Genomic DNA, 25,100 nt, shown 5'->3' with positions numbered 1-25,100 from the left:
TTTCTCATGGGGAGAGTGCCGATTACTTGCGGATGGCGGCGGCGACAGCCCGGGTGATCGTGAAGTCCACCAGATCGCCTTCCTTCAATTGCTGCAGGCGCGCCTGCAAGGCGGGATCCTGGACCTGGATGGTGCGCATGCCCCCTTGCGGTCCCTTCAATGTCACCAGGTTGGCGCTCTTGTTGATGTGCCAGATTTCGGCGGTGATGGTGGTCTGACGCCCGGCTGCGCCGCCGGGCATGGCTCCCTTGGCGTTGCGGGTTGCCGCGGTTTCGGTCTTCACTTCCGGAATGCCGGACCCGGCCGGGCGTACGTCCACCGCCACCGACTCGTAGTAGTCGAGCGTCAGCGTGTCGCCAGGCTTGATCTGCTGGAAGTTGCGGACATTGGGGCCAGCCTGGATGTCCACGCTATTGCCGTTTTCGCCTTGCAGCGTGATGGTCCGGGTGGCCGGATCCACTGCGGTGACCTTGCCGGAGGCGGTCGTCAGGGCGGCGCCCACGACTCGGGCCGAGGCGGCAAGCGGCATGGCCAACGTACCCGCCAGCAAGCCCGCCAGGGCCAGGCGCGCAACAGGGGTGAAGACTGATTTCTGGTTCTTCATGGTGGTGCACCCTCCGGTTAGAGGAAGTTGGGGAAAAAACGCCGAAAAAATGGGGGAGCAGGTGGCCGAAAGGCCGCCCTCAGGGGAATGGTTTGAAGCCGGTGCGGTGGCGGCGCCGTGGACAGGCGGCAGGGAAGATCAAAGCGCGGGGTCTTGCGTAGGTCGACATAAAACCGATCTCCTCAATCGGGTTATTTCTTCACACGCACTGAGTTCTGACGCACTAAGACAAGCAAGAGAGGGGCAGGGCGGCTACACTTCGAACTGCGGCGCGGGCCCCGGCCCGTGTTTGTAGAATACCCGGATGTGGTGTTTTAGGATACAAATCGCGCCGCTACGCACAATTCAGCACTGCCATTTGCCAGCCGGCCTGTTTAAGTGCTAGAATTTCCCGTTTTTCACAACTAATTCAAGGGATTACCTATGGTGGTGATTCGCCTGGCCCGCGGTGGGTCCAAGAAGCGTCCGTTTTACAACCTGGTGGCCACCGATTCGCGTAACCGTCGCGACGGCCGTTTCATCGAGCGCGTGGGTTTCTACAACCCCGTAGCCAGCGAAGGCACGGAAGCCCTGCGCATTGCGCTGGATCGCGTGCAGCACTGGACCAGCAACGGCGCCCAACTGTCGCCCGCTGTCGAGCGTCTGGTCAAAGAATACTCGGCCAAGGTTTCCGCCGCGGCTTAATTGCCCGCGTCGCAGACCAAGCCCTGAGCTTTACCGCGCTTTAAAAGCTGCCATTCATAGCTGCTTCATAGTTACCAAGAGCACGATACATGCCTGATGCCGCAACCTCCAACGCGGCGCCGACGGATTTGATCGAGCTGGGCCGCATCAGTGCAGCCTACGGTGTGAAAGGCTGGGTCAAAGTGCAGCCGCATTCGGCCAATGCCGAAGTGCTGCTCTCAGCATCTCAATGGTGGTTGACTCGCCCTGTGCCTGAATTGGCGCGGGGCGTTGTCGCGTCTGCGCCTGTCGCATACAAGGTCGTGCAAGTCCGTTCGCAAGGGGCCACCGTGGTGGCCCAGTTGGCGGGCATTGCGGATCGCGATCAGGCCGAAGCCCTGCGCGGTTGTTCCGTGCAGGCGCCGCGGGGATCCTTCCCTGCGCCAGAGGAAGACGAATACTACTGGGTCGATCTCATCGGTTGCGCGCTGTACACCAGCGCCGATGGTGAGCCTGCGCTCTTGGGCGTGGTCGACGAGGTTCTCGACAACGGCGCTCATGCCGTGCTGAGGGTCTTGCGCCAGAAGGCTGGGGCTGAAGGCCCCGAGCCCGTCCTGAACGCCAAGGGCCGGCCCGCCGAAATGCTTGTTCCGTTCGTGCGCGCGCACATACACGCCGTCGATCTGTCAGCTCGCCGCATAGACAGCGACTGGCCGGCGGATATTTGATGCGTATAGACGTCGTTACGCTCTTTCCCGAAATGTTCGGGGTAGTGCGGGACCTGGGTGTCACCGGCCGGGCGCATGCCCAGGGCCGGTGGTCCCTGCATGCCTGGAATCCCCGTGATTTCACGCACGACGTGCACCGTACCGTGGACGACCGCCCCTACGGCGGCGGCCCCGGCATGGTGATGATGGCGGGGCCTCTGGAAGCCGCCGTCAACGCCGCCCAGGACGCGCGCGCCGCGCTAGGCCTGGGTCGCGCCCCTGTCGCGCTGCTGGCTCCGGTCGGCCGGCGCTACGATCAGGCGGGCGCCGAATCCCTGGCGGCAAGCGAGGGGCTCATCCTCATTTGCGGCCGCTACGAAGGCGTGGACCAGCGTTTCATTGCGCGCTGCGTCACGCAGGAAATCTCGCTGGGCGATTTCGTGCTGTCTGGCGGAGAGATCGCCGCGCTCGCCGTGATCGACGCCGCCGTGCGGCTGTTGCCCGGCGTGCTCAATGATGGCGAGTCCGCGCTGCAGGATTCGTTCAACGACGCCTTGTCTGGCCTGCTGGATAGTCCGCACTACACGCGCCCCGAAGTTTACGAAGGCGAGCCCGTGCCCGGGCCCTTGCTTAGCGGGCATCACGCGAACATCGCCCGCTGGCGGCGTGAGCGTTCGCTGGAGTTGACCGCGGCGCGGCGTCCTGAATTGATCGAGGCTGCTCGCGCAAAAGGGGTGCTCACCCTGGCCGACGAGCGTTATCTGGCCGAGCTGGCGGGCAAGCCGCTGCCGGAGCCAGCCAAGCGGCGCCGGCCATCCCGGCCCAAGCCGCCCGCGACTTCCTGACGCTTCCTTTTCGGATGAAATAAAAAACCCCGGAACAACGTTCCGGGGTTTTTTGTTTCCAGTGCTGGGATGGGGCTTAGTTGCCCAGCTTGGCGCGCTGTTCACGCACCTTGTCCAGGGTTTCGCCGAACTGCGCCATGCGCGCCTTTTCCTGTTCGACCACGGCGGCCGGCGCACGTTCGACGAAGCTGGCGTTCGACAGCTTGCCGTTGGCCTTGGCGATTTCGCCTTCCAGGCGCGCGATTTCCTTGTCCAGGCGCACGCGTTCCGCTGCTACGTCGATTTCGACGTGCAGCATCAGGCGGCTGCCGCCCACGACCTGGACCGGCGCGCCGGCGTCGGGCAGGGCGTCGAGCACCTCGACCTGGCTCAGCTTGGCCAGCGCAGCCAGGTATGGCGCGTTGCGGGTGAGGGTGGGGGCATCGCCCTGCGCGCACAGCGGCACCTTCTGGGCGGGCGACAGGTTCATTTCGCCGCGCAGCGCACGCACGGCTTCGACCTGCGCCTTCAGTTCGGCCACGTCGGCTTCGGCGGCGGTGTCGATCGCGGCGGGGTTGGCCTGCGGGTAGGGCTGGACGCTGACGCTGTCGGCGACGCCTTCCTTGCGCTTGCCGGCCACCAGCGACACCTTTTGCCAGAGCTCTTCCGTGATGAACGGAATGATCGGGTGCGCCAGGCGCAGCACGCCTTCCAGGACGCGGATCAGCGTGCGGCGCGTGCCCAGTTGCTGGGCCGGCGTGCCGGTCTGGATCTGGACCTTGGCCAGTTCCAGGTACCAGTCGCAGTACTCGTCCCACACGTAGCGGTAAAGCGAATTGGCGATGTTGTCGAAGCGGTAGTCGGCAAAGCCGCGCGCCACGTCGGCTTCCAGCGCTTGCAGCTGGCTGACGATCCAGCGGTCCACAAAGGATGTTTCGCCGGTTTCCGGGCCAGTCAGATCGTGGCCTTCGGTGTTCATCAGCACGAAGCGCGTGGCGTTCCACAGCTTGTTGCAGAAGTTGCGGTAGCCCTCGCAGCGCTTCAGGTCGAAGTTGATGTTGCGACCCAGCGTGGCGTAAGCCGCCATGGTGAAGCGCAGCGCGTCGGTGCCGAAGGCCGGGATGCCGTCCGGATACTGGCGGCGCGTGGCCTTCTCGATGGCGCCGGCCTGCTTCGGATTCATCAGGCCGTAGGTGCGCTTGACCACCAGGCCGTCCAGGTCGATGCCGTCGATCAGGTCGACCGGATCCAGCGTGTTGCCCTTGGATTTGCTCATCTTCTGGCCGTCCGCGTCGCGGATCAGGCCGTGCACGTAGACGTGCTTGAACGGGATGTGACCGGTCAGGTGGGTGGTCAGCATCACCATGCGCGCCACCCAGAAGAAGATGATGTCAAAGCCCGTGACCAGCACGCTGGACGGCAGGTAACGCTGCAGGTCCGGCGTGTTTTCCGGCCAGCCCAGCGTGGTGAAGGGAACCAGGCCCGACGAGAACCAGGTGTCCAGCACGTCCGGGTCGCGCTTGAGCTCGCCAGTCACGCCGGCCGCGCGGGCCTGCGCCGTGGCTTCGGCTTCGTCGTGCGCGACGAAGACCTGGCCGTCTTCCGAGTACCAGGCCGGAATCTGGTGGCCCCACCAGAGCTGGCGCGAAATGCACCAGTCCTGGATGTTGTTGAGCCACTGGTTGTAGATGGTGGTCCAGTTGTCCGGATAGAACTGGATGCGGCCGTCGGCCACGACTTCCAGTGCAACCTCGGTAATGCTCTTGCCCGGATTCAGCGTGCCTTCGGGGGCGGGCTTGCTCATCGCCACGAACCACTGGTCCGTCAGCATCGGCTCCAGCACGACGCCGGTGCGGTCGCCCTTGGGCTGCATCATCTTATGCGCCTCGACCTTGACCAGATAGCCTTCGGCTTCCAGTTGCGCGACCACGGCCTTGCGGGCCACGTAGCGCTCCATGCCCTGGAACTGCGCGGGGCCGTTCTCGTTGATGTGGGCATCCAGCGTGAAGATCACGATCATGGGCAGATCGTGGCGCAGCGCGCAGGCGTAGTCGTTGAAGTCGTGGGCGCCAGTGATCTTCACGCAGCCCGTGCCGAACTCGGGGTCGACAAAATCATCGGCGATGATGGGAATGTTGCGGTCGCACAGCGGCAGTTCGACAAGCTTGCCGACCAGGTGCTTGTAGCGCGGGTCTTCGGGGTGCACGCACAGCGCGCCGTCGGCCAGCATGGTCTCCGGGCGGGTGGTCGCGATGGTCAGGCCGCGCAGCGTGACGGTCTGGCCGTCCTTGTCGACGATGGTTTGCGGACCATCGACGAAGGGGTAAAGGATGTGCCACATGTGGCCGTCGGTTTCCTCGGAAACCACTTCCAGGTCGGATACGGCCGTCAGCAGCTTCGGATCCCAGTTGACCAGGCGCTTGCCGCGGTAGATCAGTCCCTGTTTATGCAGGCGCACGAAGGTTTCCACCACGCCACGCGACATGCGGTCGTCCATGGTGAAGTACTCGCGCGGCCAGTCGGCCGAAGCGCCCAGGCGGCGGACCTGGCTGGTGATCGCGTTGCCGGATTTTTCCTTCCATTCCCACACTTTTTCCACGAATTTCTCGCGGCCGAGGTCGTGGCGGGAAACCTTCTCGGCGTCCAGCTGTCTTTCAACCACGATCTGCGTGGCGATGCCGGCGTGGTCGGTGCCGGGGATGAATACGGTGTCGTCGCCCAGCATGCGGTGGTAGCGCACCAGGCCGTCCATGATGGTCTGGTTGAAGGCGTGGCCCATGTGCAGGGTGCCCGTCACGTTGGGCGGCGGGAACTGGATGACGTAGGGCTGGCTTTCGGTCCCCGTTTTTACATGCTGGCCCGCCTGGAAGTACCCACGCTTGTCCCACTCGGCGTACCAGCGGGATTCCAGCGCGGAGGGTTCGAAGCTCTTGGAGAGTTCCTGGGTATCGCTCGCGGCGTTCGCGGCGTTCGGGGGAGCAGCTTGAGTCATTGCAGGGTTCCGGCAAACAGGGGCGCCCGGGCTAGGGACGCGGGCGGCAAACCGCACATTTTAAGATGTAATGCGGTCTTCTCAGCGTGTTAGAATACCGGGTTACTGTAAACCTTTTAGAAGTCCCTGAATTCATTGAGGATTCCGGGTGAGTCCGACAGGTAGGCAGTGTCGAATCCCTGCCTTGGACCAGTGGTTCGGGACGGCCCGAAACATGCATTCGTTTCGGACCGCCCCGTGCGCCAACAGCGCGATGACGCTTCAAGGGTGACACCGACAAGCGCAGATCCACGCCAGGCAATTCACAGAAACCAAGTCAGAAATCAGTTTTTGGAGTTCTTATGTCCATTCAACGCACCCTCTCGATCATCAAGCCCGACGCCGTCGCCAAGAACGTCATCGGCCAGATCGTCGGCCGTTTCGAACAAGCCGGCCTGAAGGTCATCGCCGCCCGCCTGGCCCAGCTGTCGCGCGCCGACGCCGAGCGTTTCTACGCCGTGCACAAGGAACGCCCCTTCTTCAAGGACCTGGTCGACTTCATGATCTCCGGCCCGGTGTTCGTGCAAGTGCTGGAAGGTGAAGACGCCATCCTGAAGAACCGCGACCTGATGGGCGCCACCGACCCCAAGAAGGCGGCTCCTGGCACCATCCGCGCCGACTTCGCCGACAGCATCGACGCCAACGCCGTGCACGGCTCGGACGCTCCGGAAACGGCCGCTGTCGAAGTCGCTTTCTTCTTCCCCGAAATCAACATCCACAGCCGTTGATTCTCGCGGAACATCTGTTCTAGCTTTTGAGTTTTACCCAGGTCATGGAATCCGTCGAACGAATCAATCTGCTGGGGCTTGACGGCTCCGCCCTGTCCGAACTGGTCGGAAAGTGGGGCGGCAAGCCGTTTCGGGCCCGCCAGTTGCAGCGCTGGATGCACCAGCGCGGTGCCGATTCGTTCGACGCCATGACCGACCTGGCCCGCGAATTCCGCGGCCAGCTTGCGCAGCATTGCCGCATCGAGGCTTTGCCCGTCAACATCGAGCAGCGCTCGACCGACGGCACCCGCAAGTGGCTGTTCGACGTGGGACAGGGCAATGCCATCGAGACCGTCTTCATTCCCGAGGACGACCGCGGCACGCTATGCATTTCCAGCCAGGCCGGATGCGTGGTGAACTGCCGCTTCTGCTCGACCGGGCACCAAGGCTTCAACCGCAACCTGAAGACCAGCGAGATCATCGGCCAGCTGTGGTGGGCCAAGCGCGTGCTGGAGGCCGACATCGGCACCGCCCGCCTGGAAAGCGCCCGCGCCACTGAAGACACCCGCGTCATCAGCAACGTGGTCATGATGGGCATGGGCGAACCCCTGCTCAACTACGACCAGGTCCTGCCCGCCTTGCGCCTGATGCTGGACGACAATGCCTATGGCCTGTCGCGCCGCCGCGTCACCGTATCCACCTCCGGCGTGGTCCCCATGATGGACCGCCTGTCGCAGGACTGTCCCGTGGCCCTGGCCGTGTCCCTGCATGCGCCGAACGATGCGCTGCGCGACGAGCTGGTGCCGCTGAACAAGAAATATCCGCTGAAGGAGTTGCTGGCGGCCTGCGAACGTTATCTGGCGTTCGCCCCGCGCGACTTCATCACTTTTGAATACTGCATGCTGGACTGCATCAACGATACCGACCAGCACGCCAAGGAACTGATCCAAATTGCACGCCAGCTGCGCTGCAAGCTCAATCTGATCCCGTTCAATCCCTTTCCCGAGTCCGGCCTGAAGCGCTCGAACTCGGCGCGGGTGAAGGTGTTTGCGCAGCGTCTGATGGACGCCGGCATCATCACCACCGTCCGCAAGACCCGGGGTGACGATATCGATGCGGCCTGTGGCCAACTGGCCGGAGAAGTGCGCGACCGTACCCGGATCACCGAACGGAACGCCGCACAGCGCCAGACCATACCAATTAAACAGGTGCACGCATGACGCAGGATTTCGCTTCGGCAGTTTCAGAAACGCCCGCAGGCGCTGCGGGAGGCATCGGCTCGGCATTGCGCGCGCTGCGCCAGTCCAAGGGCTGGTCGCTCGACGAAGTGTCCAGCCGCATCAAGTTTTCCACGAAGCAGATCGAAGCCCTGGAAAACGAGCAGTGGGCCAACCTGCCCACCGGCGTTTCGCTGCGCGGCCTGGTACGCAACTATGCGCGTCTGCTGGGCGCGGACTCGCAAACCATCGTCGATTCGCTCGACCCCAAGGCGCGCGTCACCGGCCCGGTGAAGCTCAGCCCGGGCGCGCTGCATTCGGCGCATTCCATTCCCCAGTCAGGCGCCGACGACGACCGTTCGTCCTCGACCTCCTGGGGCTGGCTCATTGCCATCGTGCTGGTGCTGGCCGCCGGCGTGGCGTATGCCTTCTGGCAAGGCTGGCTGCCGCAGCACTGGCTGCCGTCGGACTGGCTGCCGAAGTCGACCAAGTAACAACCCGGTTCCACCGATGCAAGAATCCTCTCTGCCTTGCCAGGATGCCCCGCCTCCCTCCGTGGGGGCGGCTGAGCGCCGCGCCACGCGTTCGGTGGCGGTGAAGTGGGGCGACCGTGTCGTGAAGATCGGCGGCGACGCCCCGGTCGTGGTCCAGTCCATGACCAACACCGACACGGCGGACGCCATTGCCACCGCCATCCAGGTCAAGGAGCTGGCCCAGGCCGGCTCCGAGCTGGTGCGGATCACGGTGAACACCCCTGAAGCCGCGCGCGAAGTCATCGCCATCCGCGAACAGCTCGACCGCATGGGCGTGAACGTGCCGCTGGTGGGCGATTTCCACTACAACGGCCACAAGCTGCTGACCCAGTTCCCGGAATGCGCGCAAGCGCTGTCCAAGTACCGTATCAACCCCGGCAACATGGGCGGGGGCAAGCGCCGCGACGACAACTTCGCGCAGATGATCGAAGTGGCGTGCCGCTACGACAAGCCGGTGCGTATCGGCGTGAACTGGGGCAGCCTGGATCACGAACTGATGGCGCGCAAGATGGACGAGAACAACCTGCGCGCCCAACCGTGGGAAGCGCAGGCCGTGATGCGCGACGCCTTGGTAGTGTCCGCCATCAGCAACGCACAGCGCGCCGAAGAGCTTGGTCTGCGGCGCGACGCGATCATCCTGTCCTGCAAGGTCAGCCACGTGCAGGACCTGATCGCGGTCTATCGCAACCTGTCCGCGCGTTGCGACTACCCGCTGCATCTGGGCCTGACCGAAGCCGGCATGGGCAGCAAGGGCATCGTGGCCTCCACCGCCGCGCTGGCCGTGCTGCTGCAGCAGGGCATCGGCGACACCATCCGCATCTCGCTCACGCCCGAACCCGGCGGCGACCGCAGCCGCGAAGCGATCGTGGCGCAGGAAATCCTGCAGACCATGGGTCTGCGCGCGTTCACGCCCATGGTCGTCGCCTGCCCCGGCTGCGGCCGCACCAGCAGCACGTTCTTCCAGGAACTGGCCGACAGCATCCAGACCTACCTGCGTCGCCAGATGCCGCTCTGGCGCGCCCAGTATCCCGGCGTCGAAAGCATGAACGTCGCGGTCATGGGCTGTGTGGTCAACGGGCCGGGCGAAAGCCGCCATGCCGATATCGGCATCAGCCTGCCCGGCACTGGCGAAGTGCCGGCGGCGCCGGTGTTCGTCGACGGCGAACGCACGGTCACGCTCAAGGGCGACCATATTGCCGAAGAGTTCCAGGCCATTGTCGAAGACTACGTCGCGCGCCGCTATGGCGCGCCTGCCTCTCACTAAAGTAAGGGTGTGGCTGCTAGCGCGCTTGCCGGCGCGCGATGCGGCATGATCAAGATGACTCAAGCTTTCCAGAAAGTCGCCGCCATACGCGGCATGAATGATCTGTTGCCAGGGGCCAGCGCCCGCTGGGAGCAATTCGAGGAAATCGTGCGCGGCTGGCTGCGCGGCTACGGCTATCGCAATGTGCGTACGCCCGTGCTTGAGCATACGCGCCTGTTCGCGCGCGGCATCGGCGAAGTGACCGATATCGTCGAAAAAGAGATGTACACCTTCACCGATGCGCTCAACGGCGAATCGCTGACCATGCGTCCGGAAATGACCGCGGGCATCGTGCGCGCGTCCATCGAGCACAACCTGCTCTATGACCGCCCGCAGCGCGTCTATTCCATCGGCCCCGTGTTCCGCCACGAGCGCCCACAGCGCGGCCGCTACCGCCAGTTCCACCAGATCGACGTCGAGGCCCTGGGCTTTGCCGGTCCCGACGTGGACGCCGAACTCATCGTCATGCTGGCCCGCCTCTGGAAGCTGCTGGGCCTGACCGACGTGCGCCTGGAGCTGAATTCGCTGGGCCAGCCGGCCGAGCGTGCCGCTCACCGCGCCGCCCTGATCGAGCACCTGGAAAAGCACCGCGACATCCTGGACGAAGACGGCCAGCGCCGCATGTACAGCAACCCGCTGCGCGTCCTCGACACCAAGAACCCCGCCATGCAGGAAATGGCCGACAGCGCGCCGCGCCTGTTCGACTTCCTGGGCGAGGAGTCGCGCGCGCACTTCGACGGCGTGTGCCAGCGCCTGGCCGACGCCGGTATCGAATATCGCCTGAATCCGCGCCTGGTGCGCGGGCTGGACTACTACAACCTCACGGTGTTCGAGTGGGTCACCGACCGCCTCGGGTCCCAGGGCACCGTGTGCGGCGGCGGCCGCTACGACGGCCTGATCGAGCTGCTGGGCGGCAAGCCCGCGCCCGCGGTGGGCTTTGCGATCGGCATGGAGCGCCTGCTGGACCTTTGGGAGCAGAGCGTGCAGGTGGAACAGCCGGCCGAGTGCGACGTCTACGTCGTGCACCAAGGCGAAGAGGCGCAGCGCCTGGCCGCCCGGGTCGGTGAAGACCTGCGCGATGCTGGCCTGTCGGTCATCGTGCATGCGGGTCCCGCAAGCTTCAAGTCGCAATTCAAGCGCGCCGATGCCAGCGGCGCCCGTGTTGCGGTTATTCTTGGCGCCGACGAAGTGGCTGCGCAGACGGCCAGCGTCAAGTTCCTGCGCGCCGAGGCGCAGGGCGAATCGGCCCAACAGCAAGTCCCGTTGGCGGGATTGGCCGACGTATTGAATAACAAGGGTTAATGCATGGCATACGATCTCGAAGAACAGGAAAAACTCGACGCAATCAAGGCGTGGTGGGCGCGCTACGGCACCCTGGTGGTCACGCTGGTGGCGGCGGTGGCGCTGGCCTGGGGCGGCTGGTGGGGCTGGAAGGCCTACCAATCGCACCGCGCCAACCAGGCCATGGGCTACTTCGAAGCGCTGGAAGACGCGGCGCGCCTGGGTGGCGCCGATTCCTCGGTCCGCATCAAGACCGCCGCGGCCACGCTGCGCGAGCAGTATCCGTCCACCGGCTACGCCGCGCGCGGCGCGCTGGTGGCGGCCCAGGCGCTGCAGGCCCAAAAGGATGACGCCGGCGCCCGCGAGCAGCTGGAATGGCTGGCTGCCCAGGGCAAGAACCCGTCCATGCAGTCGGTGGCGCGCCTGCGCCTGGCCGGCATGCTGCTGGACCAGAAGCAATACGATGCCGCCCTGGCGCAGTTGAACAACCCGCCGGCAGCCTTCGCCGCCTTGTACGCGGATCGCCGCGGCGATATCCTCGCCGCGCAGGGCAAGCGCGAGGAAGCGCGCGCCGCCTGGCAAAGCGCCATCGATGGCCTGGGTACGGCAAATCCCTTGACCCAGGTTGTGCAACTGAAACTGGATGCCCTGAGCGGAGCGTGACTGTAATGCGTAAATTTGCACCTGGCCGTACGTGGCGTGGCGCCGTTTGCCTGGCGGGCTTGCTCGCCCTGGGCGGATGCGGCATGTTCTCCCATGATGACGGCCGCTACGATCCCGCGCCCCTGACCGAATACAAGGCCGGCATGTCCGTGCGCCAGGTCTGGAGCGTCTCGGTCGGCAGCGGTTCCGGACTGGGCTTTGCGCCCACGGTGTTGGGCGACGCCATCTACGCCGCCACGCCCGATGGTTCGGTCGGCAAATTCGACCTGCAAAGCGGCCGTGCCATCTGGAAGGCCAGTGTCGACGGCAAGTTGTCCGCCGGCGCCGGCAGCGATGGCACCACCACCGCTGTGGCCTCGCCGAACGGCGACGTCATTGCCTTTGACGACACCGGCAAGGTGAAGTGGAAGGTTCGTGCCACCAGCGACGTGACCATTCCGCCCGTCGTGGGCTATGGCATCGTCGTGGTCCGCAGCGGCGACTACCGCATCCAGGCCTTCGACGCCAACAGCGGCGAACGCGTCTGGAACGTGCAGCGTCCCGGCCCCTCGCTGGCTCTGCGCAGCGTGTCGCAGATGGTCCTGGCCGAAGGCCTGGTCATTACCGGCCTGCCGGGCGGCAAACTGATGGCCATTGCCTCCAATAGTGGTAACGTGCAATGGGAAGGCACCGTGGCGACGCCGCGCGGCGCCAGCGACCTGGAGCGCCTGACCGACGTGGTCGGTGCGCCCCGTATCGCGGGCAATCTGCTTTGCGGCGTGGCCTACCAGGGACGTATCGTCTGCTTCGACGTCACGGCCGGCGGCCGCCCGATGTGGGCCAAGGACTTCTCCAGCGTCAGCGGCCTGTCGCTGGACGAGCGCTTCGCCTATGCGGCGGACCAGAACAGCGTGATCAACGCTTTTGCGCTGGATAATGGCGGCAACGTCTGGAAGCAGGCGGCCTTGAAGAACCGCCAGGTCACCGCGCCCGCCATGCTCGGCGGTGCGTTGGCAGTGGGCGACCTGGACGGCTACGTGCATTTCCTGTCGCGCAGCGACGGCAGCCTGATGGCGCGCCTGTCGGTGGGCGGTGGTCCAGTGGTTTCGCCGCCGCAGACTACTTCCCAAGGTGTGCTGGTCCAGACGGGTAATGGCAACCTCGTCCTGATCGGCGCCAACTAAAACCTATAGAACAAAGCCTTACACCGTGTCTTTCAAGCCTGTCGTCGCCCTGGTCGGCCGCCCCAATGTGGGGAAGTCGACCCTATTCAACCGCCTGACGCGATCGCGCGCCGCGCTGGTGGCCGATTACTCCGGCCTGACCCGCGATCGCCATTACGGCGAGGGCAGGGTAGGCGAGATCCCCTTCATCGTCATCGATACCGGTGGTTTCGAGCCCGTCGCCAAGGATGGCATCCTGCTGGAGATGGCCCGCCAGACCCGGCAGGCCATCGCCGAGGCCGATGTCGTGGTGTTCCTGGTTGATGCCCGTGCGGGCATCAATGCCCATGACCACGAAATCGCCCAGCTGCTGCGCAAGTCCGGGCAGCAGCGCGTGTTGCTGGCGGTGAACAAGGCGGAAGGCATGGGCGCCAGCGGCGCCATTTCCGAGTTCCATGAGCTCGGGCTGGGTCAGCCTTATCCGATTTCCGCGGCGCACGGCGATGGCATCGTCGACCTGATCGAGCTGGCGCTCCAGGACCTGGCCGAGCCGCCCGCCGAAGAAGACGCATTCGAAGAGGCTGAGCACGATCACCGCATCAAGCTGGCCATCGTCGGCCGTCCCAACGTGGGCAAGTCCACGCTCATCAATACCCTGATGGGCGAAGAGCGCGTGATCGCGTTCGACATGCCGGGCACGACCCGCGACGCCATCGAGATCGACTTCGAGCGCGACGGCCGCCGCTACACGCTGATCGATACCGCAGGCCTGCGCAAGCGCGGCAAGGTATTCGAGGCGGTCGAGAAGTTCTCCGTCATCAAGACGCTGCAGGCCATCGAGGCCAGCAACGTCGTGCTGCTGATGCTGGACGCGCAGACCGAGATCTCCGAGCAGGATGCGCACATCGCAGGCTTCGTGCTGGAAACGGGCCGCGCCGTGGTCGTGGCCATCAACAAATGGGACGGCCTGGACGGCGAAGCCAAGGAACGCATCGAACGTGAATTCCAGCGCAAGCTGCGCTTCCTGTCGTTCGCGCGCATGCACACCATTTCGGCGCTGCGCGGGCAGGGCGTCAAGCCCTTGCTCAAGTCGATCAACGCGGCGCACGCCGCGGCGTTCGCCAAGCTGTCCACGCCCAAGCTGACGCGCGAGCTGCAGATCGCTGTCGAACAGCAGCAGCCGCCCCGCAAGGGTATCTTCCGTCCCAAGATGCGCTATGCGCACCAGGGCGGTCAGAACCCGCCGCTGGTCGTCATCCACGGCAATGCGCTGGACGCCATTCCGGACTCCTATCGCCGCTACCTGGAAACGCGCTTCCGCAATGCGTTCGACCTGGCCGGTACGCCGCTGCGCATCGAATTCAAGTCTTCGCACAACCCCTACACGCAGGAAAGCTGATCCATGAGCCGCTTCTGGAGTCCCGTGGTCGGGACGCTCAGTCCGTATGTTCCGGGCGAGCAGCCCAAGCTTCAGAATCTGGTCAAGTTGAACACCAACGAGCATCCTTACGGCCCGTCGCCCAGGGTGCTCGACGCGATCCGCTCGGCCTGCGACGACACCCTTAAGCTCTATCCGGACCCTTCGTCCGACCGCCTGCGGCAGGCCATCGCCGGCACGGTCGGTGTGCAGCCCGGCCAGGTCTTCGTGGGCAACGGCTCCGACGAAGTGCTGGCGCATGTCTTCCTGGCGTTGCTCAAGCATGAACGCCCGCTGCGCTTTCCGGACATTACCTACAGCTTCTATCCGGTCTATTGCGGCCTGTACGGCATCCAGTACGAAACGGTGCCGCTGACGGCTGATTTCAGCATCGCAGTCGAAGACTATCTGCCCGGCGCCAAGGGGCAGGCGGGCGCCATCATCTTTCCGAATCCCAATGCGCCCACCGGCCGCGCCCTCAGCGCGGCGGAGGTCGAGCGCATCGTGGCCGGCAATCCCGACGCGGTCGTCGTGGTGGATGAGGCCTACGTGGATTTTGGCGGAGAGTCCGTCATTCCTTTGGTGGACCGCTACGACAATCTGCTGGTGGTGCAGACGCTGTCCAAGTCGCGTTCGCTGGCGGGCTTGCGCGTCGGTTTTGCCGTAGGCAGCGCCGAACTCATCGACGGGCTTGAGCGTGTAAAGAACAGTTTCAACTCCTACCCCATCGACCGCCTTGCCTCCGCGGGAGCGGTGGCGGCCCTGGAAGACGTGGAGTACTTTGAACGCACCCGCCAGGCCGTGATCGACACCCGTTCGCGGATGAAGGGGGGGCTGCAGTCCCTGGGCTTCGAGGTGCTGCCCTCGGCCGCGAACTTCGTGTTCGCGCGGCACCCCAACAAGGATGCCGCCGGTCTGGCTGCCGCCTTGCGCGAGCGCAGCATCATCGTGCGTCATTTCCGCCATGAACGCATCGATCAATTTTTGCGAATTACCGTGGGCACCGACGAGCAGTGCGAACTGCTGTTGAAGGCGCTTGCGGAGGTCCTGCAGGCTTGAGCGGCAGCAGCTTTCCAGTCGGAAAACTCTGGTGTCACTTTTGCTTCCTGCCCAAGTAGCACGGGCCGGGAAAACCCTGTAGAGTACAAGTTTCGGCGTACCCCACCAGTACAGAAGTACGCCACCACTCAATAACAAACAAATGGAGCCTGGCCAATGAGCAATAAAGGGCAAACTCTGCAAGATCCGTTCCTGAACACGCTGCGCAAGGACCATGTGCCCGTGTCGATCTACTTGGTGAACGGCATCAAGCTTCAAGGGCAAATCGAATCCTTCGACCAGTACGTGGTGCTGCTGCGCAATACGGTCACGCAAATGGTTTACAAGCACGCCATTTCGACCGTCGTCCCCGCGCGCGCCGTGAATTTCCAGGTGGAAGTCCCTGCTGAGTAATCTCGCTCCAGCTTTACCTTTTATTGCCCGCCGGACGGTCCTCGTCGGCGGGCATTTTCGCTTTGGCTCCAATATGGTGCATGTATGCGCGCTCTGATTATCAGCGTGGATCTGGGAGATCCGGACTTCGCGGCCCATGCCGAGGAATTCGCCATGCTGGCCAAGGGCGCTGGCGCGGAAATCGTCGGCACCTTGACGGCACGGCGGGACAGACCCGACGCCAAGTTCTTCATCGGTTCAGGCAAGGCCGATGAGGGCGTGGCGATGGCCCAGGCCTTGCTGGCCGACATCGTCCTTTTCGACCAGCCGCTGTCCCCCGCACAGCAACGCAACCTGGAACGCGCCTTCAACTTGCGCGTGGTGGATCGCGTTGCGCTCATTCTCGACATCTTCGCGCTGCGCGCGAAGAGCCATGAAGGCAAGCTGCAGGTCGAATTGGCCCAGCTGCAGCATCTGGCCACGCGCCTGACCCGCATGTGGAGCCACCTGGAGCGGCAGCGCGGCGGTATCGGCATGCGCGGACCGGGTGAATCCCAGCTCGAAATGGACCGCCGCATGATCGGCGCCAAGGTCAAGGTGCTGCGCGAGCGGCTGGACAAGGTCGAACGCCAGCGCGTGACCCAGCGCCGGGCGCGCGCGCGCGGCGGTGCGCTGTCGGTATCGCTGGTCGGCTATACCAACGCTGGCAAGTCCACCTTGTTCAATGCCTTGACGCGCGCCGACAGCTACGCCGCCGACCAGTTGTTCGCGACGCTGGATACGACCACGCGCCGCATCTGGATCGAAGGGGCGGGCTCGGTGGTGGTGTCCGATACGGTCGGGTTCATCCGCGATCTGCCCCACGGCCTGATCGCGGCGTTCCGCGCCACCCTGGAAGAAACCGTGCATGCCGACCTGCTGCTGCACGTGGTCGATGCCGCCAGCCCGCAGCGCGATGAGCAGATCTTTGAGGTGAACAAGGTTCTGGCCGAAATCGGCGCGGCCTCGATTCCCACCATTCTGGTCTACAACAAGATCGATCTCGCCGGATTGGAGCCGCGGGTGGAACGCGATGCACATGGTACGATTGCGCGAGTATTTGTAAGCGCCACCGAGCGCGCCGGTTTGGATGCGTTGCGCGGGGCAATTGCGGAAACCGGACAGATTGTGGGAAACAATGCCGCGAATTATCAAACTCTTCAATCTGAATGACCCCGGCTGGGGTCGTGGGAACAACAATGGCTCCGAGCCGCCGCCCAAGCGGCCCCAAGGCAACGGAGACGGCCCTCCCGACCTGGACGAGGTCTGGCGCGATTTCAACAATCGCATCGGATCGTTGTTCGGGCGCAAGGGCGGGGGCGGCAATAACCGCCCCGGAAACCGCGGCGGCATGACGCCGCCGTCGCCGCGCGGTGCGCGCATCGGCCTGGGGGTGATCGCCCTGGTCGCGGCCGGCATCTGGCTGGCCAGCGGTTTCTACATCGTGCAGGAAGGCCAGGTCGCGGTTGTGACACAGTTCGGCAAGTACAAGTCGACGTCGCAAGCCGGTTTCCAATGGCGCCTGCCGTACCCCATTCAAAGCCACGAAATGGTCAACGTGTCGCAACTGCGCACGTTCGAAGTCGGTTTCCGTGGCGGCGCACGCAACAAGGTTCTGCCTGAAGCGCTGATGCTCACGACGGACGAGAACATCGTCGATATGCAGTTCGTCGTGCAGTACCGCCTGCGTGCCGATGGCGCGCCCGACTACCTCTTCATGACGCGCGATCCGGATGAATCCGTCCGCCAGGCCTCAGAAACGGCCATGCGCGAAGTCGTGGGCAAGCAGTCCATGGACTTCGTGCTCTACGAAGGCCGCACCACGGTGGCCACGCAAGTGCAAACCCTGATGCAGCAGATCCTGGACCGCTACCAGACCGGCGTGCAGGTCAGTACTGTGGCCATCCAGAACGTGCAGCCGCCTGAACAGGTGCAAGCCGCGTTCGACGACGCCGTCAAGGCGGGCCAGGACCGCGAGCGCCAGATCAACGAAGGCCAGGCCTACGCCAACCAGGTCGTGCCGCTGGCCAGCGGCCAGGCTTCCCGCATGACGGAGCAGGCCGAAGGCTACAAGGCCAAGGTTGTCGGTGACGCCCAGGGTAATACCTCGCGCTTCACCAGCATCCTCGGCGAATACGAAAAGTCGCCGCAGGTCATGCGCCAGCGCATGTATCTGGAGAGCATGCAGGAGATCTTCACGCGCGCCAGCAAGGTCATGGTCGACACCAAGAGCAACAACAACATGCTGTACCTGCCCTTGGACAAGATCATGCACCTGGCCGCTCAGGACGCCAGCAAGTCCGGTGTCGCCGGTTCCGGTTCGACCACGCTGGCTTCGCCCGCGCAGTCGCCGGCTCGCGGCAGCGCCGCGCCGGTGCCTCAGTCTTCCGGCAGCAGCAATAGCAACACGCTGCCTCGCGACCGTACGTCGCGCTAACCCGGAGGAGTCCTGATCATGCAACGTCTCATGCCTATCCTGGTCGGCCTGCTCATCGTGCTGGCCGCCCTTTCTTCCTGCGTCTTCGTCGTGCGCGAGCGCGACTACGCCCTGGTGTTCTCGCTGGGTGAAGTACGCAAGACCATCAACGAACCCGGCCTTTACTTCAAGGCGCCGCCTCCGTTCCAGAATGTCGTGACGCTCGACAAGCGCATTCTGACCATCGAAACCAACGAAGCCGAACGCATCCAGACTTCCGAAAAGAAGAACCTGCTGATCGATTCGTACGTCAAGTGGCGCATTCTGGATCCGCGCCAGTACTACGTGTCCACCGGCGGCAACGAGCGCGTGGCGCAGGAGCGCCTGCAGGCGCTGATCCGCGACGCGTTGAACGCTTCGGTCAACGTGCGCACGGTGCGCGACGTGGTCTCGACCGAACGCGACAAGATCATGGCCGAAATCCTGACCAACGTCGCCAAGCGCGCCGAACCGTTAGGCGTCCAGATCGTCGACGTGCGTCTGCGCCGCATCGAGTTCGCGCCGGAAATTTCGGAATCGGTGTACCGCCGCATGGAAGCGGAGCGTACGCGCGTCGCCAACGAGCTGCGTTCCATCGGCGCCGCCGAAGGCGAAAAGATCCGCGCCGAAGCTGACCGCCAGCGTGAAGTCATCGTGGCCCAGGCCTACGCCAAGGCCCAGGGCATCATGGGTGAGGGCGATGCCGCGGCTGCCGCGATCTATTCGCAGGCCTACGGCAAGAACCCGCAGTTCTACACGTACTACAAGAGCCTGGAGGCCTACCGCGCTTCGTTCTCGAAGCCGGGCGACGTGCTGGTGGTCGACCCCAGCTCCAGCTTCTTCCAGTTCATGAAGGATCCCACCGGCGACGCCCTGGCGCCGGTGACCGTGCCGGCCAAGTGATGCGGCGACGGTAATGCGGAAGAAAAGCCCCTTGGAAGTCCAAGGGGCTTTTTGCTTGCTGGCAAGGCGGCATCCCGAATTCCCCGCAATAGGGGACGGTTACGCTGCCGCGGCAGTCCCGCTGGCATTGGCCGCCGAACCATGTACAATACCCCGTAAGCTAGAAAACATTCCGCAGCGGCTGAGCGGGCTTACGCCCCCTCAGCCGCTTTTTCGTTTGGGCGACGCCCACGCATCACTTGGCGTTCTTCAGGTAAACATTCATGGGTAACTGGTTGCTGCCCGAGAGCCTTGCCGACGTACTTCCGGCAGAGGCCCGGCGCATCGAGGAATTGCGCCGCGAACTTCTCGATCTGTATCGCACTTACGGTTTCGAGCTGGTCGCGCCGCCCCTGGTCGAATACATCGATTCATTGTTGTCCGGCACGGGCAGCGATCTGGATCTGCGCACTTGCAAGCTGGTCGATCAATTGTCCGGACGCACGCTGGGCGTGCGCGCGGACATGACGCCTCAGGTTACGCGCATCGACGCGCATTTGTTGAACCGCGCTGGCGTTACCCGCCTGTGCTATTGCGGCAACGTGCTGCATGCCCGCCCGGCGGACCTGCTGGCCAGCCGCGAGCTGCTGCAGATCGGCGCTGAAATCTACGGCCACGCCGGCTTCGAGGCCGACCTGGAGATCATCCAGCTGGTGCTGGAAACCGTGGCGATTGCCGGCGTGCGTAACCCTAGGCTCGATCTGTGCCATCCGGGCGTGCTGCGCGCGCTGCTGGAGTCCGATCCGGCGGCGACGGCCCTGTCGCAGGACGTCATCCTGCTGATGCGCGAGAAGGACGTTCCGGGGCTGGGTGAATTGGCCGAGCGGGCTCCCGGGTTGCGTGCAGAGACCCTGAAAGCCCTGCAATTGCTGCCCAAGCTATACGGCGGGCCGGAAGTGCTGCAGGAGGCGCGCCGTGAACTCCCTCTGCTGCCGGGTGTCGTGGCTGCGCTGGACGCGCTGCAGTTGGTGGTCGACGCCATGCCCAATGTGGCGTTCGGCGTGGACCTGGCCGACGTGGGCGGCTATGGCTACCATTCCGGCGTGAAGTTCGCGCTGTATGCCGAAGGCTGGCGCGATGCGCTGGTCAGCGGCGGCCGTTATGACGATGTCAGCCGTGCGTTTGGCCGGGCCCGTCCCGCCACCGGCTTCAGTCTTGATTTACGCAAGCTGGCGGCGGGTTTGCCGCCGGCGGAAAGGGCGCGTGCGGTACGTGCGCCCTGGGGGCAAGCCCCCGCCCTGACCGAGGCGGTGCGCCGCCTGCGCCGGTCGGGGGAAATTGTCGTTCAGGTATTGCCCGGTCACGAGCAGGATCAGGACGAATTCGTTTGCGATCGCGAGCTGGCGCTGCAGGATGGCGCCTGGACGGTCAGAACGCTGTGACTAACCCCCTCTCGGCAACGAGAGGGCCGCGGGGAGATTTCCGGATTTCCCGAGAAACTCGATATTGATTCGTAACATGAGCAAGAACGTAGTCGTAATCGGCACCCAGTGGGGTGACGAGGGCAAGGGCAAGATCGTCGACTGGCTGGCGGAATCCGTCCAGGGCGTGGTCCGCTTCCAAGGCGGTCACAATGCCGGCCATACGCTGTGGATCAACGGCAAGAAGACGATTCTCCGCCTGATCCCGTCGGGCATCATGCATTCCGGCGTCACCTGCTTCATCGGCAACGGCGTCGTGCTGTCCCCGGAAGCCCTGCTCAAGGAAATCGAAGAGCTTGAGGCCGCCGGTCTGGACGTGCGTTCGCGCCTGCAGATTTCCGAAATCTGCCCGCTGATCCTGCCGTACCACGTCGCCATCGACAAGGCGCGCGAGGCGCGCAAGGGCGACGGCAAGATCGGCACGACCGGTCGCGGCATCGGCCCGGCCTATGAAGACAAGGTCGCCCGCCGCGCGCTGCGCGTGCAGGACCTGTTCAATCCCGCGCTGTTCGACGAAAAACTCGCCGAAGTGCTGGATTACCACAACTTCGTGCTGACCAAGTACCTGGGCGCCGAGGCGGTTTCCGCCAATGAAGTGCGCGACCAGGCCATGGCGCTGGCTCCGGCCATCGCCCCGATGGTCAAGGACGTGTCGAGCAACCTGTACGCCATGCAGCAGGAAGGCAAGCGCCTGTTGTTCGAAGGCGCGCAAGGCGCTTTGCTGGACGTCGACCACGGCACCTATCCTTTCGTCACCAGCAGCAATTGCGTTGCTGGCGCCGCCTCGGCAGGCGCGGGCGTCGGTCCGCAGCAACTGGACTACGTCCTGGGTATCACCAAGGCCTATACGACTCGCGTCGGTTCGGGTCCGTTCCCCACGGAGCTGGTCGACGAGATCGGTACCCGCCTGGCCACGATCGGCAAGGAATTCGGTTCCGTCACGGGCCGTCCGCGCCGCTGCGGCTGGTTCGACGGCGCCGCGCTCAAGCGCTCGGTCCGCCTGAACGGCATCACCGGCCTGTGCATCACCAAGCTGGATGTGCTTGATGGTCTGGAAACCATCCAGCTGGGCGTCGGCTACCGCGTCAACGGCGAATTCCGCGATGTGCTGCCTTATGGCGCGCATGCCGTGGCGCAGGCGCAGCCGGTGCTGGAAGAGCTGCCGGGTTGGAGCGAATCCACCGTCGGCATCACCGAGTACGACAAGCTGCCCCAGGCGGCGCGTCGCTACCTGGAGCGCGTGGCCGAAGTTTGCGGCGTGCCCATCGACCTGGTGTCGACCGGCCCGGACCGCAATGAAACCATTGTGCTGCGTCATCCCCTGAAGGGCTGACATCGGGTTATTATTCGCAAGGCCGCCGCCGGTCTCATACCGGCGGCGGCCTTTTCGTATTTATTAAGCAGGAGATGCTTGCCTATGAGCACGCCGACCAATGATGACAGCCATCTGTGGGTGACGTGGGACGACTACAACCGCCTGATCGAGCGCCTTACCTTGCAGGTGCATCAATCGGGTTGGAAGTTCGACAAGATTCTTTGCCTGGCGCGCGGCGGCATGCGCGTCGGTGACGTTATGTCCCGTATTTTTGACGTGCCGCTGGGCATCCTGGCCACGAGCAGCTATCGCGAAGCGGCCGGCACCAAGCAGGGCGACATGGATATCGCCCAGTTCATCACCATCACGCGCGGCACGCTGTCCGGGCGAGTGTTGCTGGTGGACGACATGGTCGATACCGGCAAGACCTTCAGCAAGGTCTACGATCACCTGAAAAGCCAGTTTGCCGACATCACCGAACTGCGTAGCGCGGTGCTGTGGTGGAAGGGGCATTCCCAGGCGACGCCGGACTACTACGTCGACAAGCTGCCGACGAACCCCTGGATTCACCAGCCTTTCGAAGACTACGACAGCCTGCGTCCGCACCAGCTCGAGGCCTGGATCCGCAAGGGCTCCAAGAGCTGAGCATGGCGTTTCGGCAGGAGAGGGCATTCTGGCCGCCCAGGGCGCCAGACTGTCCCTCCAGTAGTCAAAACAGCCATGACCATGCTAGAATCGCTGGTTATCGCTAAACCGAACTTGGCTTGTTACTCTTTGGGTAGTCTTTGGGTAACGGAAACAGCCAGCGGAAATCCGGGATGGGTCTGTGGTTCAGGGCTGCCAAGCAGCGCTGAAGCCGGAGTCCGGCGCCTGGATTGCGCTTTCAAGGTTCCCCGTTCGCGGTACCTGCCTCTGTTGGTATGATTTTGGTATCGACGAGGCCGTTTACGCGTACCTGGACCCGCGCAGCGTTGCTGGTAAGCAAGCCAGGTTTGTCATCAACTTTTGTTACCCTACAAGCAGGCCAATCACTTTATGCCTATCGTTCGACTGAAGGAAAACGAACCGTTTGAAGCCGCTCTGCGCCGCTTCAAGCGCACCATCGAAAAGACCGGTTTGCTCACCGAGCTGCGTTCGCGCGAGTTCTATGAGAAGCCCACGGCTGAGCGCAAGCGCAAGCACGCCGCCGCTGTGAAGCGCCACTACAAGCGCATCCGTAGCCAACAACTGCCCCCGCGCCTGTATTGATTTTTGATTCCCGAATCTATTGATTCCAGAATCATTCATCCAGGATTTGCTCGCCCGAGTCGACGTCGTCGACATAGTCGGGCGATACGTGCAGTTGAGAAAGGGCGGGGCCAACTTGCTTGGCCTGTGCCCTTTTCATAACGAAAAAAGTCCCTCGTTCACTGTCAGCCCCACCAAGCAGTTCTATCACTGCTTCGGTTGCGGAGCGCATGGCAGCGCCATCACCTTCCTGATGGAACACACGGGCGCCAGTTTCCCCGATGCCGTGCGCACGCTCGCGGCATCGGCGGGAATGACGGTCCCCGAAGAAAACCGCAGTCCACGCCAGCAGCAGGAAACCGCGCGCCGCAAGGCCGAGGAATCCCGCCACACGCAGGTGCTGGATGCCGCTCAGGCGCATTACCTCAAGCAGTTGCGGGCCTCGCCCGCAGCGATCCGCTATTTGAAGCAGCGCGGCCTGACCGGTGAAATCGCGGCGCATTTCGGCCTGGGATGGTCGGGCACCGACCGCCACGGCTTGTCGCAGGTCTTCCCGAATTACGAGGACCCCGTCCTGGTGGAATCCGGACTGGTTATCGAATCCGAAGACGGACGTCGCTACGACCGTTTCCGGGAACGCGTCATGTTCCCGATCCGCAATGCGCGGGGCAGTCTCATCGGCTTCGGCGGGCGCATCATCGGCAAGGGCGAACCCAAGTACCTGAATTCGCCCGAAACCCCGCTGTTCTCGAAGGGGCACGAGCTCTACGGGCTGTGGGAGGCGCGCCAGGCCATACGCCAGGAAGGGCAGGTCATTGTGGTCGAAGGCTACATGGACGTGGTCGGCCTGGCTCAGCAAGGCATCGCCAACGCGGTAGCGACGCTGGGTACGGCTACCACGCCGGACCACGTCAAGAAGCTGCTGCGCGCCAGCGACAAGGTCATCTTCAGCTTCGACGGCGACGGCGCGGGTCGGCGCGCCGCGTGGCGTGCACTGCAGGCTTGCCTGCCCGTGCTGCGCGACGACATTGCGATCCGCTTCCTGTTTCTGCCGTCAGAGCACGATCCCGACTCGTATGTGCGCGAACTGGGCGCGGAAGCTTTCCGGGCGTGCCTGGGAGAGGCCGTGGCGCTGTCCCGCTTCCTGCTGGACGAGCTGGCCTCGCGGCACAACATGAACGAAGCCGAAGGGCGGGCCAGTTGCCTGCACGAGGCCAAGCCATTGCTGGCTGCCATTCCCGAATGCGCGTTGCGCGTGCAGATCGAGCGGGAAATGGCAAAGCTGGTACAGCTGACGCCCGAGGAAATGGCGCAGGTGCTGGCTCAGCAGCCCGCAAAACCCTTCGCGCCCGCGCCCAAGCCGGGCGCCACGGGGGGGGATGCCGGCGCGGTTGCGGCGCCGAGCCACGAGCCGGGCTATACGGACGCTGGCTACGATTTCGCCGGACACGATTTTCATGATATCCCGGCCGACGAGTCCGACTACGCGGACCAGGTTCATCTACCGTCCCAGGGTTCCGACTTTGGTGGCGGAGGAGCTCAGCGCGGCGGCGGAAAGCAGGAGTGGAAGGGCAAAAGCGACTGGAAGGGCAAGGGTGACTGGAAGGGCGGCAAAGGCGGCTGGAAAGGCAAGCGCGACAACGATGTGGGCGGGTTTGAAGGCCGCCGCACCATGCCGTCGCTGGCCAAGCGCCTGCTGGGCTTGCTGCTGGCGCATCCCGAACTGGTCGACTCCATGGGTGATCAGCAGCTTGAAGTCATCGACCACGGCCCCCATCTAGGTCTTGTAAGAGACCTGATCATGCTGGCGCAGTCCAGCGGCGCCCGCCATGTCGGCGCCCTGCTGGAAGCCGCGGAGCCGGATTCGGATCTGGCGACGGTGCTGAAGGGCCTGCGGGCCGACATCCTGTCCCAGGAAGACCTGCCTGATCCGCAAACGGAATGGGATGATGCCTTGAGACGGATCGAATTTGACTCGGCCAAGCTGGAAATGGCCAAGCTCGCTGCGGCGGGCCTGGCCACGGAAGAGGCGCGCAAACGCTATCAGGAGCTTTCCAGCCGCATGGCCGTGCTGAAAGGTGCTGGCGTGCGGTAAATGCGCTAAAATCAAAGGTTGTCCGCTTGCGAAGCGAGTTTTTTTGCGACGGGCGGGACGGGAGTGTGAGGTTGGGCGCGAGC

General features: G+C 64.1%; 23 protein-coding genes. 21 read left to right on the top strand and 2 right to left on the bottom strand.

The annotated features are described in order from the left end of the window. Positions 1-22: 22 nt before the first annotated feature. Complete coding sequence (locus AC1RHV_RS30075) at positions 23-604, bottom strand: hypothetical protein (RefSeq protein ID WP_054458674.1); 582 nt, start codon at positions 602-604, stop codon at positions 23-25. A 423-nt stretch (positions 605-1,027) separates the two neighbouring features. Here AC1RHV_RS30075 and rpsP point away from each other — a divergent pair, with 423 nt between their 5' ends. The 3 genes from rpsP to trmD all read left to right on the top strand — a co-directional run bounded on the left by rpsP (position 1,028) and on the right by trmD (position 2,819). Then, a complete protein-coding gene (gene rpsP / locus AC1RHV_RS30070) occupies positions 1,028-1,288 on the top strand; it encodes a 30S ribosomal protein S16 (protein WP_054458672.1) in 261 nt (86 codons plus the stop codon). A gap of 89 nt (positions 1,289-1,377) precedes the next feature. Further along, a complete protein-coding gene (gene rimM / locus AC1RHV_RS30065; RefSeq protein WP_054458671.1) occupies positions 1,378-1,995 on the top strand; it encodes a ribosome maturation factor RimM in 618 nt (205 codons plus the stop codon). Further along, complete coding sequence (trmD, locus tag AC1RHV_RS30060) at positions 1,995-2,819, top strand: tRNA (guanosine(37)-N1)-methyltransferase TrmD (protein ID WP_192493318.1); 825 nt, start codon at positions 1,995-1,997, stop codon at positions 2,817-2,819. The genes rimM and trmD overlap by 1 nt, the downstream gene beginning before the upstream one ends. A gap of 76 nt (positions 2,820-2,895) precedes the next feature. Here the strand turns inward: trmD and AC1RHV_RS30055 are convergent, their stop codons facing one another. Next, positions 2,896-5,790 carry a valine--tRNA ligase gene (locus AC1RHV_RS30055; RefSeq protein ID WP_054458667.1) on the bottom strand — a complete coding sequence of 965 codons (2,895 nt, stop codon included), beginning with the start codon at positions 5,788-5,790 and terminating at the stop codon, positions 2,896-2,898. A gap of 341 nt (positions 5,791-6,131) precedes the next feature. On the opposite strand from AC1RHV_RS30055, the gene ndk reads away from it, so the two are divergent. From ndk to dnaG, 18 genes are all read left to right on the top strand, one after another. Next, on the top strand, positions 6,132-6,557 hold the full coding sequence (gene ndk, locus AC1RHV_RS30050; RefSeq protein WP_006393972.1) for a nucleoside-diphosphate kinase: 426 nt from the start codon (positions 6,132-6,134) through the stop codon (positions 6,555-6,557). 44 nt (positions 6,558-6,601) lie between these two features. Continuing rightward, entirely contained in the window at positions 6,602-7,756 is a 1,155-nt protein-coding gene (gene rlmN / locus AC1RHV_RS30045) for a dual-specificity RNA methyltransferase RlmN (protein WP_492302588.1), read from the top strand. Next, positions 7,753-8,247 carry a helix-turn-helix domain-containing protein gene (locus AC1RHV_RS30040; RefSeq protein ID WP_054458663.1) on the top strand — a complete coding sequence of 165 codons (495 nt, stop codon included), beginning with the start codon at positions 7,753-7,755 and terminating at the stop codon, positions 8,245-8,247. Before rlmN ends, AC1RHV_RS30040 begins: the two co-directional genes overlap by 4 nt. 16 nt (positions 8,248-8,263) lie before the next feature. Next, complete coding sequence (gene ispG / locus AC1RHV_RS30035; RefSeq protein ID WP_492302586.1) at positions 8,264-9,550, top strand: flavodoxin-dependent (E)-4-hydroxy-3-methylbut-2-enyl-diphosphate synthase; 1,287 nt, start codon at positions 8,264-8,266, stop codon at positions 9,548-9,550. 54 nt (positions 9,551-9,604) lie between these two features. Further along, complete coding sequence (gene hisS / locus AC1RHV_RS30030; protein ID WP_119450758.1) at positions 9,605-10,891, top strand: histidine--tRNA ligase; 1,287 nt, start codon at positions 9,605-9,607, stop codon at positions 10,889-10,891. Positions 10,892-10,894: 3 nt separating this feature from the next. Then, on the top strand, positions 10,895-11,533 hold the full coding sequence (locus AC1RHV_RS30025; RefSeq protein WP_054458657.1) for a YfgM family protein: 639 nt from the start codon (positions 10,895-10,897) through the stop codon (positions 11,531-11,533). Positions 11,534-11,538: 5 nt separating this feature from the next. Then, entirely contained in the window at positions 11,539-12,696 is a 1,158-nt protein-coding gene (gene bamB / locus AC1RHV_RS30020) for an outer membrane protein assembly factor BamB (protein WP_054458655.1), read from the top strand. A gap of 25 nt (positions 12,697-12,721) precedes the next feature. Further along, the gene (gene der, locus AC1RHV_RS30015) at positions 12,722-14,074 is read left to right on the top strand and encodes a ribosome biogenesis GTPase Der (protein WP_054458654.1); all 1,353 of its coding nucleotides are present in this window, start codon (positions 12,722-12,724) and stop codon (positions 14,072-14,074) included. Positions 14,075-14,077: 3 nt separating this feature from the next. Beyond that, complete coding sequence (hisC, locus tag AC1RHV_RS30010; protein WP_492302583.1) at positions 14,078-15,151, top strand: histidinol-phosphate transaminase; 1,074 nt, start codon at positions 14,078-14,080, stop codon at positions 15,149-15,151. A gap of 156 nt (positions 15,152-15,307) precedes the next feature. Next, positions 15,308-15,544: an RNA chaperone Hfq gene (gene hfq / locus AC1RHV_RS30005; protein WP_006218585.1), complete on the top strand. Its 237-nt coding sequence runs from the start codon at positions 15,308-15,310 to the stop codon at positions 15,542-15,544. 84 nt (positions 15,545-15,628) lie between these two features. Beyond that, the gene (gene hflX / locus AC1RHV_RS30000; RefSeq protein ID WP_054458649.1) at positions 15,629-16,735 is read left to right on the top strand and encodes a GTPase HflX; all 1,107 of its coding nucleotides are present in this window, start codon (positions 15,629-15,631) and stop codon (positions 16,733-16,735) included. Continuing rightward, positions 16,701-17,999, top strand: a complete 1,299-nt coding sequence (gene hflK / locus AC1RHV_RS29995; RefSeq protein WP_492302581.1) for an FtsH protease activity modulator HflK — start codon at positions 16,701-16,703, stop codon at positions 17,997-17,999. The genes hflX and hflK overlap by 35 nt, the downstream gene beginning before the upstream one ends. An 18-nt stretch (positions 18,000-18,017) precedes the next feature. Further along, positions 18,018-18,920, top strand: coding sequence for a protease modulator HflC (hflC, locus tag AC1RHV_RS29990; protein WP_054458645.1), 903 nt, complete (start codon positions 18,018-18,020; stop codon positions 18,918-18,920). Positions 18,921-19,183: 263 nt separating this feature from the next. Then, positions 19,184-20,341: an ATP phosphoribosyltransferase regulatory subunit gene (locus AC1RHV_RS29985; protein ID WP_054458643.1), complete on the top strand. Its 1,158-nt coding sequence runs from the start codon at positions 19,184-19,186 to the stop codon at positions 20,339-20,341. Between the two features lie 76 nt (positions 20,342-20,417). Further along, positions 20,418-21,713, top strand: coding sequence for an adenylosuccinate synthase (locus AC1RHV_RS29980; protein WP_492302579.1), 1,296 nt, complete (start codon positions 20,418-20,420; stop codon positions 21,711-21,713). A gap of 84 nt (positions 21,714-21,797) precedes the next feature. Then, entirely contained in the window at positions 21,798-22,340 is a 543-nt protein-coding gene (locus tag AC1RHV_RS29975) for a phosphoribosyltransferase (RefSeq protein ID WP_042792860.1), read from the top strand. 390 nt (positions 22,341-22,730) lie between these two features. Then, on the top strand, positions 22,731-22,943 hold the full coding sequence (gene rpsU / locus AC1RHV_RS29970; RefSeq protein WP_006218592.1) for a 30S ribosomal protein S21: 213 nt from the start codon (positions 22,731-22,733) through the stop codon (positions 22,941-22,943). Between the two features lie 19 nt (positions 22,944-22,962). Then, on the top strand, positions 22,963-25,017 hold the full coding sequence (gene dnaG, locus AC1RHV_RS29965; protein WP_054458641.1) for a DNA primase: 2,055 nt from the start codon (positions 22,963-22,965) through the stop codon (positions 25,015-25,017). Positions 25,018-25,100 lie beyond the last annotated feature (83 nt).

The organism is Achromobacter sp. GW823-FHT04E03 (genome assembly GCF_058796095.1).
The sequence above is the reverse complement of the archived record's forward strand: the minus strand, read 5'-3'. Positions and strand labels throughout refer to the sequence as shown.

Excerpts from the sequence above, each read along its gene's own strand:
- AC1RHV_RS30075 (WP_054458674.1), bottom strand. The coding sequence starts at position 604 with ATGAAGAACCAGAAATCAGTCTTCACCCCTGTTGCGCGCCTGGCCCTG.
- rpsP (WP_054458672.1), top strand. The coding sequence starts at position 1,028 with ATGGTGGTGATTCGCCTGGCCCGCGGTGGGTCCAAGAAGCGTCCGTTT.
- rimM (WP_054458671.1), top strand. The coding sequence starts at position 1,378 with ATGCCTGATGCCGCAACCTCCAACGCGGCGCCGACGGATTTGATCGAG.
- trmD (WP_192493318.1), top strand. The coding sequence starts at position 1,995 with ATGCGTATAGACGTCGTTACGCTCTTTCCCGAAATGTTCGGGGTAGTG.
- AC1RHV_RS30055 (WP_054458667.1), bottom strand. The coding sequence starts at position 5,790 with ATGACTCAAGCTGCTCCCCCGAACGCCGCGAACGCCGCGAGCGATACC.
- ndk (WP_006393972.1), top strand. The coding sequence starts at position 6,132 with ATGTCCATTCAACGCACCCTCTCGATCATCAAGCCCGACGCCGTCGCC.
- rlmN (WP_492302588.1), top strand. The coding sequence starts at position 6,602 with ATGGAATCCGTCGAACGAATCAATCTGCTGGGGCTTGACGGCTCCGCC.
- AC1RHV_RS30040 (WP_054458663.1), top strand. The coding sequence starts at position 7,753 with ATGACGCAGGATTTCGCTTCGGCAGTTTCAGAAACGCCCGCAGGCGCT.
- ispG (WP_492302586.1), top strand. The coding sequence starts at position 8,264 with ATGCAAGAATCCTCTCTGCCTTGCCAGGATGCCCCGCCTCCCTCCGTG.
- hisS (WP_119450758.1), top strand. The coding sequence starts at position 9,605 with ATGACTCAAGCTTTCCAGAAAGTCGCCGCCATACGCGGCATGAATGAT.
- AC1RHV_RS30025 (WP_054458657.1), top strand. The coding sequence starts at position 10,895 with ATGGCATACGATCTCGAAGAACAGGAAAAACTCGACGCAATCAAGGCG.
- bamB (WP_054458655.1), top strand. The coding sequence starts at position 11,539 with ATGCGTAAATTTGCACCTGGCCGTACGTGGCGTGGCGCCGTTTGCCTG.
- hisC (WP_492302583.1), top strand. The coding sequence starts at position 14,078 with ATGAGCCGCTTCTGGAGTCCCGTGGTCGGGACGCTCAGTCCGTATGTT.
- hfq (WP_006218585.1), top strand. The coding sequence starts at position 15,308 with ATGAGCAATAAAGGGCAAACTCTGCAAGATCCGTTCCTGAACACGCTG.
- hflX (WP_054458649.1), top strand. The coding sequence starts at position 15,629 with ATGCGCGCTCTGATTATCAGCGTGGATCTGGGAGATCCGGACTTCGCG.
- hflK (WP_492302581.1), top strand. The coding sequence starts at position 16,701 with ATGCCGCGAATTATCAAACTCTTCAATCTGAATGACCCCGGCTGGGGT.
- hflC (WP_054458645.1), top strand. The coding sequence starts at position 18,018 with ATGCAACGTCTCATGCCTATCCTGGTCGGCCTGCTCATCGTGCTGGCC.
- AC1RHV_RS29985 (WP_054458643.1), top strand. The coding sequence starts at position 19,184 with ATGGGTAACTGGTTGCTGCCCGAGAGCCTTGCCGACGTACTTCCGGCA.
- AC1RHV_RS29980 (WP_492302579.1), top strand. The coding sequence starts at position 20,418 with ATGAGCAAGAACGTAGTCGTAATCGGCACCCAGTGGGGTGACGAGGGC.
- AC1RHV_RS29975 (WP_042792860.1), top strand. The coding sequence starts at position 21,798 with ATGAGCACGCCGACCAATGATGACAGCCATCTGTGGGTGACGTGGGAC.
- rpsU (WP_006218592.1), top strand. The coding sequence starts at position 22,731 with ATGCCTATCGTTCGACTGAAGGAAAACGAACCGTTTGAAGCCGCTCTG.